Source organism: Parasphingorhabdus sp., assembly GCF_036964565.1.
Taxonomy (GTDB): domain Bacteria; phylum Pseudomonadota; class Alphaproteobacteria; order Sphingomonadales; family Sphingomonadaceae; genus Parasphingorhabdus.
In genome coordinates this window covers 113,421-127,607 of record NZ_JBALTN010000010.1, presented here as the reverse complement: position 1 = coordinate 127,607, position 14,187 = coordinate 113,421, and the positions used below count along the sequence as shown (strand labels likewise).

12 protein-coding genes and 1 tRNA gene are annotated in these 14,187 nt (G+C 63.8%); 9 read left to right on the top strand and 4 right to left on the bottom strand.

All coding sequences use genetic code 11. The features are described from left to right. Positions 1-83 precede the first annotated feature (83 nt). Together V7650_RS14565 and rlmB are read right to left on the bottom strand one after the other, a co-directional pair. Complete coding sequence (locus V7650_RS14565) at positions 84-1,010, bottom strand: hypothetical protein (protein WP_335656964.1); 927 nt, start codon at positions 1,008-1,010, stop codon at positions 84-86. 2 nt (positions 1,011-1,012) lie between these two features. Then, on the bottom strand, positions 1,013-1,759 hold the full coding sequence (rlmB, locus tag V7650_RS14560) for a 23S rRNA (guanosine(2251)-2'-O)-methyltransferase RlmB (RefSeq protein ID WP_335656963.1): 747 nt from the start codon (positions 1,757-1,759) through the stop codon (positions 1,013-1,015). 137 nt (positions 1,760-1,896) lie between these two features. Between rlmB and V7650_RS14555 the strand changes: the two genes are divergently transcribed. The 4 genes from V7650_RS14555 (at position 1,897) to V7650_RS14540 (ending at position 4,547) form a co-directional block, all read left to right on the top strand. Next, positions 1,897-1,982: transfer RNA gene (locus V7650_RS14555), tRNA-Tyr, on the top strand. Positions 1,983-2,210: 228 nt separating this feature from the next. After that, positions 2,211-2,528 carry a hypothetical protein gene (locus tag V7650_RS14550; protein WP_335656962.1) on the top strand — a complete coding sequence of 106 codons (318 nt, stop codon included), beginning with the start codon at positions 2,211-2,213 and terminating at the stop codon, positions 2,526-2,528. Positions 2,529-2,610: 82 nt separating this feature from the next. Further along, positions 2,611-3,612, top strand: a complete 1,002-nt coding sequence (locus V7650_RS14545) for a threonine aldolase family protein (protein ID WP_335656961.1) — start codon at positions 2,611-2,613, stop codon at positions 3,610-3,612. Then, positions 3,609-4,547 (top strand): DMT family transporter, encoded by a 939-nt coding sequence (locus tag V7650_RS14540; protein WP_335656960.1) that lies wholly within the window; start codon positions 3,609-3,611, stop codon positions 4,545-4,547. The genes V7650_RS14545 and V7650_RS14540 overlap by 4 nt, the downstream gene beginning before the upstream one ends. A gap of 2 nt (positions 4,548-4,549) precedes the next feature. Here the strand turns inward: V7650_RS14540 and V7650_RS14535 are convergent, their stop codons facing one another. Both V7650_RS14535 and V7650_RS14530 read right to left on the bottom strand, forming a co-directional pair. Next, the gene (locus V7650_RS14535; protein WP_335656959.1) at positions 4,550-5,353 is read right to left on the bottom strand and encodes an SDR family oxidoreductase; all 804 of its coding nucleotides are present in this window, start codon (positions 5,351-5,353) and stop codon (positions 4,550-4,552) included. 3 nt (positions 5,354-5,356) lie between these two features. Continuing rightward, complete coding sequence (locus V7650_RS14530; protein WP_335656958.1) at positions 5,357-6,652, bottom strand: M48 family metallopeptidase; 1,296 nt, start codon at positions 6,650-6,652, stop codon at positions 5,357-5,359. A 103-nt stretch (positions 6,653-6,755) separates the two neighbouring features. Between V7650_RS14530 and pepN the strand changes: the two genes are divergently transcribed. The 5 genes from pepN to V7650_RS14505 all read left to right on the top strand — a co-directional run bounded on the left by pepN (position 6,756) and on the right by V7650_RS14505 (position 14,186). Further along, on the top strand, positions 6,756-9,353 hold the full coding sequence (pepN, locus tag V7650_RS14525; RefSeq protein WP_335657000.1) for an aminopeptidase N: 2,598 nt from the start codon (positions 6,756-6,758) through the stop codon (positions 9,351-9,353). Next, positions 9,346-10,107 carry a peptidoglycan editing factor PgeF gene (gene pgeF / locus V7650_RS14520; protein ID WP_335656957.1) on the top strand — a complete coding sequence of 254 codons (762 nt, stop codon included), beginning with the start codon at positions 9,346-9,348 and terminating at the stop codon, positions 10,105-10,107. Before pepN ends, pgeF begins: the two co-directional genes overlap by 8 nt. Before the next feature lie 96 nt (positions 10,108-10,203). Then, positions 10,204-11,610, top strand: coding sequence for an SLC13 family permease (locus V7650_RS14515; protein WP_335656956.1), 1,407 nt, complete (start codon positions 10,204-10,206; stop codon positions 11,608-11,610). Between the two features lie 48 nt (positions 11,611-11,658). Then, the gene (locus V7650_RS14510; protein WP_442955308.1) at positions 11,659-12,987 is read left to right on the top strand and encodes a cystathionine gamma-synthase family protein; all 1,329 of its coding nucleotides are present in this window, start codon (positions 11,659-11,661) and stop codon (positions 12,985-12,987) included. Positions 12,988-13,082: 95 nt separating this feature from the next. After that, positions 13,083-14,186 carry an efflux RND transporter periplasmic adaptor subunit gene (locus V7650_RS14505; protein WP_335656955.1) on the top strand — a complete coding sequence of 368 codons (1,104 nt, stop codon included), beginning with the start codon at positions 13,083-13,085 and terminating at the stop codon, positions 14,184-14,186. Position 14,187: the final 1 nt, after the last annotated feature.

The window sequence follows — 14,187 nt, the reverse complement described above, 5'->3', positions numbered from 1 at the left end:
CTTCGCGCGAGTCCAGTACGCTAACTCCCACAACCGGGTACGCAAAACCGCTCATAGGCCCCAAGTTTGACAAGCTTCGGCGACTAGTTCGCCAGTTTGACGATCGCCAGCGGACCACCGGTCGTGCTGGTCGCCTCGCTGACCTTCCAGCGCAGGATTTTCAAGCCACCCATGCTGCTGTAGCCGTCGGCGGTGTTGTTGCTCAACACCTCGCCCTCGGTCTCGATCGAGAAATTGCCGTCGATCGGCTGCATTTTCTGCGGGCTGGTCCCGGCCATTGCCATCGGGCCCATGGCTCCGGCCAGTCCGCCTGGGCCCGCCATCGCCGGGGTCGACACCTCGATCTCGCCGCCGCTGCGCCGGATCACCTGCACGAAGGGAAACTGCATCGTCGCCCCGGGGATCGTCGGAAAGGCGAGCATCTGATCGAACCGGCCGCTGATCCGGTATTCGACCTCGAACAGATTGTTGCCCACATATTCGACCTTGTCCCAGCCGTCATATTTGGCAAGCTGCTCGGCAAATTTCTCCAGGCCCTCGTCATCGCCGGGTACCGCTCCGCCGAAAACCGCGCGCATTGCGGCCTTTTTCTGCTCTTCGTCCTTTTTGCTGCTTTCGGCGCTGCTGGCCATCATGGCCATGTCTTCGTCATGCAGCCGCTGCCGTTCGGCGATCTCCTCTGCGGTACAGGCGCGATCCTCGTAGGAATAAGGTTCGGAATCGCTGGCCGCCTGTTCGGCATAATCTTCCACGGCATAGGCAAGCGGCGTTATTTCGCCGGTGTCCTTGTCGATCTGGTTGGTGCACCGCTGTTGATCGGGATCAAAATCGGTAGCCGCCGCGGGCTTTTCGTCCCCGTCGACCAGTTGCATCTGGCCAACATAGCTGAAGCTGTAGGTCCCGTCGTTCATCAGCCGCAGCTTCGAGTCAAACTTGCCCGGCAGCAGCAGGCAACCCGCCAGCAGCAGCGGCGCGGCCAGTGCCAGCGCCGATTTCCAAAATGTCCCCACGATCAGTCCCCCCGTTTTCTGGTATACTCCGCATATAGGGCAATGGCCGCCGCATTGGAAACATTCAGGCTTTCCATCCTGCTGCTCATCGGCAGTCGCGCCAGCGTGTCGCAATGCGCCGCGACATTCTGCCGCAGCCCTTCGCCTTCCGCGCCCATCACCAGCGCCAGCTTGCCGGTGCCCATGGCGCTGTCCAGCTCGTCCGCGGCATCGCCGTCGAGCCCGATCCGCCAGTAGCCGGCCTCGGCAATTTCATCCAGCGCCCGCGACAGGTTGACCACCCGGATCCACGGCACGATTTCCAGCGCGCCCGAAGCCGACTTGGCCAGCACCCCCGATTCGGGTGGCGCATGGCGGTCCTGGGTGATGATCGCGGCGGCGTCAAAGGCCGCGGCCGAGCGCAGGATCGCGCCGACATTATGCGGGTCGGTGACCTGGTCGAGCAGCAGCAGCGGCCGGTCGCTGCCAGCATCGAGAATTTCGCCCAGCCAGCGGTCGGGCAGGGGGTCGACGTCCGCCACCATCCCCTGGTGCGGCGCCTCGCGCGGGATCACCCGGCCGAGATCTGCGACGTCGCAGATCACCACCGCGATATCCGACGGAATCTCGATCGTCGCCAGCGCCTCGCGGGTGATCGAAATCTTCTTGATCACCCGTTCCGGATTGTCGAGCGCCGCCTCGATCGCGTGCCGTCCCCAGAATTTGAGTCCGCCGCCGGTTTTCTTGATGGATTTGTTCTTGCGTGCCATTTCCCCCCTGTAGCCGCTAAGCCATCTGCGGACAGCCCTTTTTTTCTGTCAATTTGCGAGGGCAGGCATTGACAGTTTGCCATCCCTTCGTCATTGAGCCGCTCTTGTCGCCCCCGGGCGGCCTTGGATACCCGGATGGACAGGTGGCCGAGTGGTTAAAGGCAGCAGACTGTAAATCTGCCCGCGTAAGCGTACATAGGTTCGAATCCTATCCTGTCCACCATCCCTCAGATTTTCGCGATCACTCCCCTGCCGGGGCTCGCAGTCCGGGCCGCAATCCTGATGCCTGGCCGCTCTCGCATGTTGCTCGCCCAGCGTCGAATCGCCCGTAAGACATTGGTTGTTTTAAGTATTTTTTAATACACAAAGCCTACACGGGCATTCATTGGGGCGACCAGGTTCCTTTGATTCGGTAAGAGACCTTGCGCCGTTCTAGAACGGGGTAAATGTAATGACTGCGCAACCACAATTTTGCGACGACGAGACGTTTTGGGACACGATCGATGCCTATGATCGTGAGACGAGAATTGATGTAGAAGCGGATGCACAGCTCTTCCGCGACATGGATCAGCCGGTTGATATTTGCATTCAGAACCTGTCGATCCACGGGGTCCGGGCGACCAGCGATTTCCCGCCTTCGGTCGGCGAAGCCATTGAAATCGAACTCGCCGGTCTCGGCCGGTTTCAGGGCGTGGTCCGATGGCGGCACCAGAACATCTTCGGCATCCACACGTTCGAGACCATTGATTTGAGCGTGTTTCTGGACTGACGGGACAGAACCGGTTGCGGTCCGCTCGAAACCGCAACACTGCCATCTTGACGCGCCAAGGGCCTTGAGCCATGCGCTGCCGATGCGATTTTTCTCCGACAATGCTGCCTCGGTGCATCCCAGGCTCCTCGAAGCGCTCGTTGCAGCGAATGCACCGGACAGCGCCTATGACGGCGACGCGCTGAGCGCGCAGCTCGATGCTGCCTTTTCCGGCCTGTTCGGGACCGAGGTCGAGGCGCTCTGGGTGGCCACCGGCACCGCCGCCAATTGTCTGGCGCTGGCGGCCATGTGCCCGGCGCACCAGGGCGTGATCTGCCACCGCGAAGCGCATATCGAGCAGGACGAGGCGGGTGCGCCCGGTTTCTTCACCGGCGGCGCCAAGCTGATGCTGATCGAGGGCGAGGGCGCCAAGCTCTCCCCGGAGGCCGTGGAAGCGCATTGCGCTGCGATCCGCGACGATGTCCACCAGGTCCAGCCCGCCGCCGTCTCGATCACCAACGCCAGCGAATATGGCCTGGTCTACCGGCCCCAGGAAGTCGCTGCCCTGTCCGATATCTGCAAGGCGCGCGGCCTCGGCCTGCACATGGACGGCGCCCGTTTTGCCAATGCCGTTGCCACGCTCGGCTGCTCGCCGGCCGAACTGACCTGGCAGGCCGGCGTCGATGCGCTCAGCTTCGGCTTTGTCAAGAATGGCGGCATGGGCGCCGAGGCGCTCATCTTCTTCGATCGCGATCTGGCCGCCGAAACCCGCTATCGCCGCAAGCGCGCCGGCCATTTGCAATCCAAGGGCCGTTTCCTGGCGGCGCAGATCCTGGCGATGCTGCAGGACGACCTGTGGCTCGACAATGCCCGCTCGGCCAATGCCGGCGCCCAGATCATCGCCGCTGCGGCGGGCGATCGGCTGATACACCCGGTCGAGGCCAACGAGATTTTCATCCGGCTGTCCGCTGACGAAGCGGCGGACCTGCGCGCCATCGGCTTCGACTTCTACGACTGGGGTGACGGGCAGGCGCGGCTGGTCACCAGCTGGAACCAGAGCGCGGACGATATCCGCCCGCTCGCCGACGCGATTGCCGCGCTGTGAGTGGCGAGGAAAGCGCTGAAACCAGCCTGCTCACCCCGCGTATCCTGATCCCCTTCCTGCTGGTCTCGCTGATCTGGGGATCGACCTGGCTGGTGATCAAGGACCAGATTTCCGAAGTGCCGCCGAGCTGGTCGGTCAGCTACCGTTTCCTGATCGCGGCCGCGGCGATGTTCGCGCTGGCGGCGTTCAAGCGGCTGCCGTTCCGGCTCGACCGCACCGGCTATCTGCTGGCGCTGATCCTCGGCTTCTTCCAGTTCACCTTCAATTTCAATTTCGTCTACAACGCCGAGCTGTTCATCACCTCCGGCCTGGTCGCGGTGCTGTTCGCGCTGCTGATGGTACCCAACGCCATCATGGGCCGCATCTTCCTCGGCCACAAGCTGACCGCGCCGTTTCTCGGCGGCTCGGCGATCGCCGCCACCGGCATCGCGCTGTTGTTCTGGCATGAATATCGCTCCTCCCCGGCCAGCCTCGAACAGGTGCTGCTCGGCGCGGCCCTGACCTTCGGCGGCATCCTGTCTGCATCGGTCGCCAATGTCATGCAGGCGGGGCAGCGGCTCAAATCCTATCCGATCATCACCGTTCTGGCCTGGGCAATGCTGTTCGGTGCGCTGATCAATGTCGCGGTCTCCTGGGTCACCGTCGGCCCGCCGGTCTATGAAACGCGTGCGGCCTACTGGGGCGGGATCGTCTATCTCGGGGTGATCGGTTCGGTCGTCACCTTCCCGCTCTATTTCTCGATGATCCGCGAGATTGGCCCGGGACGCGCCGCCTATACCAGCGTGCTGGTGCCGGTGGTGGCAATGATCCTGTCGACCCTTTTCGAAGGCTATGTCTGGACCGGGCTCGCCGCGGCGGGCGCGGTCCTGACCATGGCCGGCCTGCTTGTCGCGCTGCGTGCCCGCAAGCCGAAGCTGCCCCGCATCCCCGCCTGATTTCAGCCGAGCAGCGCCTGCAGCCCCGCCTTGTAGTCGGGATAGTGGGGCTCCCAGCCAAGCAGCCGCTTCGCCTTGCCATTGGCCACGCGGCGATTCTCCTCATAGAATCCCAGCGCGGCATCGGACAGGTTCGCCTCTTCCAGCGACTGCAGCGGCGGAACCGCCAGGCCAAGCAGCCGGGCCGCATGGGCCACGATCTCGTGCTGCGGCGCGGGCAGGTCGTCGGATAAGTTGTAGACGCCCGCCGGTCCCTCGAACGACGCCATCACCCCTGCCACAATATCGTCGACATGGACCCGGCTGAACACCTGTCCGGGCATGTCGATCCGGCTGGATCTCCCCTCGCGCACCCGGTCAAGGGGGCTGCGGCCCGGTCCGTAAATGCCGGGCAGGCGAAACACGCGCATGTCGTCGCGCAAATCCTGCCAGCGCTGGTCGGCCTCGCTGCGCGCCTGGCGCCGGCCCGAGCCGATCGGCGCGCTTTCGTCGACCCAGGCGCCGTCGGCATCGCCGTAGACGCCGGTCGAGGACAGATAGCCGCTCCATTGCAGCGTCGCCTCCCCGATCGCTTCACCATAATGATCGAGCACCGGTTCGCTGCCGTCGCGGGCCGGCGGCACCGAGGACAGCACATGGCTGGCCCCGGCCAGCGCCGCCAGCACCGATGTTCGGTCGTCAAAGCCGATCGCACCGTCGTGCGCCTCGCGCCGCGTGCCGATCACTTCCCAGCCGTCCGCTCTCATCCGCTCGGCCAGCCGCGCGGCGGTATAGCCCATTCCGAAGATCAGCATGCGGTTGGCCATCGTCTATTCCTGCTCCAGCCGGCCCGGATTCAGCATGGCCGGATTTTTGACGTGATCCGCCTTCCACTGCATTGCTCCACGCACCCGGGTGGCGCCGGACGGGTGATCGAAAAACAGCATTTCCTCGATCGGTCCCGGCTCGATCTTGCGATATTCCGACAAACGCATCGCCACTTTTGCGAAGCCGTCGGGCTCCCTGGCCGTGTCGAGGCCAAAGCGATCCGCCTCGATTTCATTGATCCTGATCAGGCTGTTGATCGCCGGGGTGGCAAGGAAGAAATAGGCGGTCAGGATCAGGCTCAGTAGGGGTATCGCCGCCGGATCGCTGATATTTCCTACGCCCCATCTTGCCCCGTGTCGCTCGATCAGCCGCGGGGCCAGCTGCGCGACAAGGAACAGTCCCAGCGCGACGATCAGCGCGAGCACCAGCACAATGCGCCACGTGTGCCCCAGCACATAATGTCCCATTTCATGGCCCATCACCGCGGCGACCTCGTCCGGTCCGGTGCGTTCCAGCAGATTGTCGTTGAGCGAGATCCGGATGGTCGGCCCGACCCCCGAAACATTGGCCGATATCCGCTTGTGCTGCTTTGACTGGTCGAACACGTAGATATGGTCGCCGGAAATATCATATTCCGCCGCCATCGCGACGATCCGGTCGCGCAGCGGTCCGTCGGCCATTTCCGTATAGTCGTTGAACAGCGGCGCAATGAACACCGGTCCGAGCAGCAGCCCGATGAACAGGAAGCCCGCGATCACCCCGGTGCCCCAGATCCACCACCGCTTCGGCGAACGCCGGATCACCGCGAAAATCGCCATGATGAGCAGCGGAAAGACAATCAGCGATATGACAAGGCCGATCATCTGTTCGCCGAACCATGCGCCAAAGCCCTGGCTCATCAGGCCATATTGCTGTTCCCGGAAAAAACCGGTGTAGATGGTCCACGGCAGGGTGAACAGGAATCCGGCAATGACATAAGGCAGAGCGTAGATCCCGGGCTGCAGCCATTCCCTTGTCGTCACCCGCGCCGCCCAGTCGCGGAACCGCGACGACAGGCGTGATTGCAATATCACGAAATCGACCAGCACCCCGATCAGCGCGCCCCACAGGATCAGCCAGTAACCGCCTTCGAAATAATTGTTCGATTTCTCCAGATCAGCGCCCTGCAGACTGTCGATATAGGCGCGGCTCGCCTGCTCGACATCGAAGGCCGGTGCGGCGGTCTGGGCAAAGGCGGTTTCCGCCGGCAGCCCGGCCAGCAACATGATGGCAAGAGCGAAAAGCAATAATCTGGACATGGCCCACTCCCTTTTCCCCCAGCCATAAACGCAATTGCGCGGGGTGCAAATGGCTCTTATGGCATGGGCCATGCTAGATATTCAAAAAGCCCCCAATGACGAAATGGCCGATGCCGCGCCAGCCCCCAAGGATCCCGCGACGATCCGCCGCCAAGACTACCGCCCGCCGGCCTGGTTCATTCCGGAGGTGGAACTGGACTTCGATCTTGCGATCGAGCGCACCCTGGTCCGCTCGAAGCTTGATGTCCGCCGCTCGAAAAGCGCAAGGTCCGATGAACCACTGGTGCTGCAGGGTGACGATATCACGCCGCTGTCGGTCAAGGTCGACGGTGCGACCCGCACGGACTGGTCGCTGGTCGGGGGCGATCTCGTGCTGCCGCTGGCCGGGGCCTCGCATGTCGTGGAGATCGAGGTGGAACTCGATCCGTCGACCAACACCCAGCTAATGGGCCTCTACGCCTCCAACGACATGCTCTGCACCCAGTGCGAGGCGGAAGGTTTCCGTCGGATCACGTTCGCGCCGGACCGGCCCGACGTACTGAGCCGCTATTCGGTCCGCATGGAAGCCGACAAGGTGAAATTCCCCGTCCTGCTCTGCAACGGCGACAAGGTCGCCGAAGGCGACGCCGACAATGGCCGCCATTGGGTCCAGTGGAATGATCCGTGGCTGAAGCCGAGCTATCTGTTCGCGCTGGTCGCCGGGGATCTGGTCGCCAACAGTGACAGCTTCACCACCCGTTCCGGCAAGCCGGTCGAACTGAACATCTGGGTCCGCGACGGCGATCTCGAGCGCACCGGGCACGCGATGAAGGCGCTCAAGGACTCGATGCGCTGGGACGAGGAAACCTATGGCCGGGAATATGATCTCGGGCTGTTCAACATCGTCGCGGTCAGCGATTTCAACATGGGCGCGATGGAGAACAAGGGACTCAATATCTTCAACTCGCGTTATATTCTCGCCGATCCGGAAGTCGCCACCGACGCCGACTATGACGGGATCGAGGGTGTCGTCGCGCACGAATATTTCCACAACTGGTCGGGCAACCGCGTCACCTGCCGCGACTGGTTCCAGCTCAGCCTCAAGGAAGGCTTCACCGTCTACCGCGACCAGAGCTTCTCCGCCGACATGGGCTCCGCCGCACTGAAGCGGATCGAGGATGTGCGGATCCTGCGCGCCGCGCAATTCCCCGAGGATGCCGGCCCACTGGCCCATCCGATCCGGCCGGAAAGCTATCAGGAAATCTCCAATTTCTACACCGCCACCGTCTACAACAAGGGCGCCGAAGTCATCCGGATGATGAACACGCTGATGGGACCGGACAATTTCCGCAAGGGCACCGATCTCTATTTCGACCGCCACGACGGCGAGGCCGCGACGTGCGAGGATTTTGTCGTCGCGATGGAAGATGGCGGCGCGATCGACCTGAGCCAATTCCGCAAATGGTATGAGACCCCGGGCACGCCGCGAGTGTCCGCGAAACTGTCGCACGATCCGCAGACCGGCACGGCGACGCTGCACCTGACGCAGAAAATAGCGCAAAATGGGGAGATGCCGAACGCCTCCGATTTGCTCGTCCCGCTGCGCACCGCGCTGCTCGACCCGGAAACTGGCGCACATGACGGCGAACAGCTGCTCTTGCTCGACGAGCCGGAGAAAAGCTTCACCTTTGATGGCCACAAGGACCATCCGGTGCTCTCGATCAACCGCGGCTTCTCCGCCCCGGTCATCCTCGAAAGAAACCAGAGCGCGGAGCAGCTGGCCTTCCTGTCGGCGCATGACGATGATCCGTTCGCCCGGTTCGAGGCGATGCAGCAGCTGATGACCCACTATCTGACGGCGAAGGTTACCGGAACCCCGGTGGACCGCGATATCATCCTGCTCGCGATTGCAAAAATCCTTGCCGACGCGTCGCTCGATCCCGCCTTCCTCGCCGAGATCATCCTGCTGCCCAGCGAGGCCTTTCTCGGGGACCAGATGGTCGAGGTCGACCCGCAGGCGATCCACGACGAGCGCGAAAAGCTGCGCGGCAAGATCGGCGTCCAGTTCGAAAAGCAATTCCGCAAGCTCTACAAGTCCTGCGCGCCAGGCGAATTCTCGCTCGATCCCGAAGCCCGGGCGAAGCGCAAGCTGCGCAATGTGACGCTCGGCTATCTGGCCGCATCCTACACCGAAAATGCTGCCGAAACCGCCTTCGACCAATATCGCGAGGCCGACAATATGACCGCCATGCAGGGCGCGCTGGGGGTGCTGTCGCATCTCGAAGCGGAAGAGCGCACGATCGCGTTCGAGGATTTCTACAAGCGGTTCCGCGGCAATGCGCTGGTTCTCGATAAATGGTTCAGCCTGCAGGCGATGTCCCAGCGGCCGGACGCGCTGAAACGCGTCGACGCCCTGTCGCGCCACCCCGACTTCACCATGGCCAATCCCAACCGGGTGCGCGCGCTTTACGGCGCCTTTACCGGCAATCAGGTCCGCTTTCACGATCCGTCGGGCAAGGGCTACCAGATGATCGCCGACATGGTGATCGCGCTGGACCGGCAGAATCCGCAAACCGCCGCTCGCTTCATTCCGGCGCTCGGTCGCTGGCGCCGCTTCGAGCGCGGCCGGTCGGAGCTGATGCGGCTGGCGCTGGAGAAGATCGCGGCGCAGCCCAACCTGTCGAAGGACGTTGCCGAACAGGTCCACAAAAGCCTTGCTTGATATCAGCAGATCTTCCCTGCTCGACGGCACAGCCCACGGCTTTCTCGGCCGGGCAGGCGGCGTTTCCGAGGGGATTTACAGCGGTCTGAATATCGGCCTCGGCAGCGACGATGATCGCGCGGCAATCATGGAAAACCGCCGCCGCGCGACCGAAGGCGTGCTGCCCGGCAGCGCGCTGGTCACGGTCCACCAGATACACAGCGCCGATGTTGTCACGGTGACCGGATCCATGGACCTCGAGCAGCGCCCGCAGGCCGACGCCCTGGTCACCGACCGGCCGAACATGCTGCTCGGCATACTGACCGCCGACTGCGTGCCGGTGCTGTTTCACGATCCAGAGGCGCGGGTGATCGGCGCCGCCCATGCCGGCTGGAAAGGCGCGCTCGCGGGTGTGACCGACAATGTCCTGATCGCCATGGAAGCGCTGGGCGCAGACCGCGACCATATCGCCTGCGCCATCGGTCCCTGTATCGGCCAGGCCAGCTACGAGGTCGATGCCGGCTTCCGCACGAAATTTCTGGATGCGGATGCGGACAACGAACGATTTTTTGCTGCCGGCAAGCCCGGCCATTTCCAGTTCGACATCGAATCCTATGTGGCTGCCCGGTTGCAGGCGGCCGGGGTCACCAAGGCCGACAAGCTCGGCCTCGATACCTACGTTCACGAGGATCGCTATTACAGCTACCGCCGCTCCTGCCATCGCGGCGAGGCGGGCTACGGCCGCCAGATTTCGCTGATCGGCTTGGCGGAATAAGATTGATTTCCCGCGTCACCCCGGCGAAGGCTGGGGTCCGGACCAATCGCACGTCAGGGAACGGCTGACCGGTTTGACAGGGGGACAGGAGAGGGCATGAACGCACAACGCATCGGTTTGGGGGCGGGACTTGCCCTGTTTGTCGTCATGTTGCTCCTGCCCGCGCCCGCCTCGATGTCTGCGCCCGCCTGGCACGTCGCCGCGCTGACCATCCTGATGGCGGTCTGGTGGATGACCCAGGCGATCCCGCTGACCGCGACCGCGCTGCTGCCCTTTCTTGCCCTGCCGACCATGGGCGTGATGGACGCCGCCGATACCGCCAGCGAATATTATTCCCCGATCCTGTTCCTGATTCTCGGCGGTGCCTTTCTGGCGCTGGCGATCGAACGGGTTGGCCTGCACAAGCGACTGGCGCTCGCGATCATCGGCCTGTCCGGCAAGAGCGCCTGGGGGATATTGTTCGCCTTCATGACCGCCACCGCCTTGCTCAGCATGCTGATCTCGAACACGTCGGCCACCTTGATCATGGTGCCGATCGCGCTTGCCGTGCTCCTCGCCGGCGGGGTGCAGGACAAGGAAACCGGTGGCTTTGCCGGTGCGCTGATCATGGGCGTTGCTTTCGCTGCATCGATCGGCGGGCTTGGTACCCTGGTCGGCAGCCCGACCAATGCCATTGCCGTCGGCCTGATCAACAAGACGCTGGGCATGCAGATCGACTTTCTTGACTGGCTGATGTACGGCCTGCCGATCGTGATCCTCGGCATTCCCGCCTCGGCAGCCATTCTGATCGCGGTGCAAAAGGTCGGCCGGGACAGCTTCGACGGGGTGAAGGCAAAGGCCGTGATTGGCGCTTCGGGACCGTGGAGCCTGCCGGAAAAGCGGCTCGTCCCGGTCGTCGCGCTCGTCGTGCTCGGCTGGCTGCTGCTGCCCCAGCTCAAGCCCCTGTTCCCGGACGGTGCGCTGCACGATGGCAGCGTTGCCGTTTTGGGCGGGCTGCTGCTGTTCATGCTGCCCGACGGCACCGGGCGCAAGCTGCTCAACTGGGACGAGGCGGACCGCGCGCCATGGGGCGTGATCATGATGTTCGGCGGCGGCCTCGCGCTGGCCGCCGGGATCATCGAATCGGGCCTCGCCGACTGGCTCGGCCTGATGCTCGAGCCGCTCAGGACCGTCCCGGTGATCGTCATTGCCATCGCGCTGGTCGCGCTGGTCATCCTCGTCACCGAATTTGCCTCCAACGTCGCGACCGCCAGCGGCGTCATGCCGGTGGTCGCCAGCCTGATCCTTGCCACCGGCGCCGATCCGGTGCTGCTCGCGGTACCCGCAGCCATGGCTGCCAGCTGGGGCTTCATGCTGCCCAGCGGCACCGGGCCCAACGCGATCGCCTGGGCGACCGGCCATATCGAACTGCCGAAAATGCTGAAGTCCGGATTCCTGCTGGATCTGGCCGGAATTCCCCTGATTATCGGCTGCATCTGGATGGTTGCCATTGTAACCACATAGCTTTTCGTCCATGGTTTCTGCAGGATTTTAATCGATAAAGGGAAGAACATGTCCGATCATGACGATGACGTCGCCGGTATCCCGGTCACCCGCCGGATGCCCAAGGCCCCGATAGAGAAGATTGGTGGCCGCAAGCTGAAGCCGGCAACCCTGATGATGGGCCACGGCTATGATCCGGAGCTCTCGGAAGGATCGCTGAAGCCGCCGATCTTCCTGACCTCGACCTTTGCCTTTGAAAATGCCGCGGCCGGCAAGCGCTTCTTCGAAGGCATCACCGGCAAGCGTCCGGGCGGATCCGACGGCCTCGTCTATTCGCGCTTCAACGGCCCCAACCAGGAAATTCTCGAGGACCGGCTGAGCGTCTGGGACGAGGCGGAGGATGCGCTGGTCTTCTCCAGCGGCATGTCGGCGATCACCACCGTTCTGCTGGCCAATGTCAACCAGGGCGATGTCGTCGTCCACAGCGGCCCGCTCTATGCCGCGACAGAGACCCTGATCAACAAGATCCTCGGTCGCTTCGGTGTAACGTTTCTCGACTTTCCCGCCGGGGCGACCCCGGGCGAAGTCGCCGTCATGCTCGAACAGGCGAAGGACAAGGCCAGGGCCAGTGGCGGCAAGGTCGCGATCATCTATCTCGAAAGCCCGGCCAATCCGACCAACGCGCTGGTCGATATCGAGGGCGTTGCCGATGCCCGCAAGCAGGTATTCGGCGACGACGAATATGCGCCGCCGATCGCGATCGACAACACCTTCCTCGGCCCCCTCTGGCAGCAGCCGCTGAAGCACGGCGCCGATATCGTCATCTACAGCCTGACCAAATATGTCGGCGGCCACAGCGACTTGGTCGCCGGCGGCGTGCTCGGCAGCAAGGCCCATATGGACCCGATCCGCGCGATCCGGAACACGATCGGCACGATCTGCGACCCGAACACCGCCTGGATGCTGATGCGCAGCCTCGAGACGCTGGAACTGCGCATGTCCCGCGCCGGCGAAAACGCGCTCAAGGTCTGCACCTTCCTGCGCGACCATCCCAAGGTCGACGGCCTCGGCTATCTAGGCTTCATCGAGAGCAACAGCCAGAAGGACATCTACGACCGCCATTGCAGCGGTGCCGGCTCGACCTTCTCTCTGTTCATCAAGGGCGGCGAGGCGGAGGCCTTCCGCTTCCTCGACACGATGAAGATCGCCAAGCTGGCGGTCAGCCTCGGCGGCACCGAGACCCTGGCCAGCCTGCCGGCGGCGATGACCCATCTGTCGGTCCCCGACGAGCGCAGGGCGGCGCTCGGCATCACCGACAATCTGGTCCGCATCTCGATCGGCGTCGAGGATCCGGACGACCTGATCGCCGATTTCGAGCAGGCACTGGCGGCGGTCTGACGGACAGCCGTTCGACAGGGTTTTCTATCGGCTGGCGCGAAAGAAGATGTGACTAACCGCTTTCACCCGCTGGCGAATTTGGATAGACATCGTGGATGCCGCTGCTCAGAATCCCCCATCTTGCCGCCCTGTTATGCCTTGGCCTGACCGCCTGTTCCGGGAGCGAACCGGAGCCGGAGCGCGCGCCGGTGCCGGTGGTCGGACAGGACGTTCGCTTTCTGCCGGAACGAACGGAGGTCGAGGCAATCGGCACGGCACGAGCCGCCACCTCTGCCGAAATCTATCCCGAGACCGCGGGCCGGGTCACCCGCGTGCTGTTTACTGCGGGCGACTTTGTGCGGAGCGGCAAACCGCTGCTGCAGCTGGATGCCCGGCAGGAGCAGCTCGCAGTCGATGCCGCCCGGGTCCAGGTGCGCGAGGCCGATCAGCTGCTGTCGCGCTACCGCCGGATCGAGGACACCGGCGCCCTGTCCGAAAGCCAGATCGAGGCCGGCGAAACGGCGCTCGCATCGGCCCGCGTGGCGCTGGAGCAGGCGCAGACATCGCTGGCTGACCGCACCGTCCGCGCGCCCTTTTCCGGCCATGTCGGGCTGACCGAAATCGATCCGGGCGACCGGGTCAACGATTCGACGCCGATCACCCAGATTGACCAGCGCGGCACGCTCTACGTGGATTTCCCGGCGCCCGAGGCGGTGTTCAACGTCCTGCGCCCCGGCCAGACGGTGCAGGTCACGCCCTTTTCCGATCCTTCGCGTACCCTTGAAGCCCGGGTCGTCGCGACCGACAACCGGATATCGCAGGACAGCCGGGACTTCATCGTCCGCACCGCGATTACCAATGCAAAGGACCGGCTGCGTCCGGGCATGAGCTTCCGGATCTTGTTCACCCGCAACGGCGAGACCCGCGCGGCGGTCCCGGAAGAGGCGATCGTCTGGGGCGGTGAGGGTTCGCATCTGTTCGTCGTGCGCGCCGGCAAGGCCCGCCGGGTGCCGGTCACCATCACCTCCCGGCGCGACGGTCTGGTGTTCGTCGACGGCGCGGTCGCGCGCAGCGACCGGGTGATCGTCAAGGGCGTGCAGAAGATTCGCGACGGACAGGATATCCGCCTGGTCAAGCCCGCCGCCGCCACCAGCCAGGATGTCCGCGTCCGGCCGGCGGGTGCCGCCGCAACCCGTGCCACTGGTGCCGATGGCGAATAGG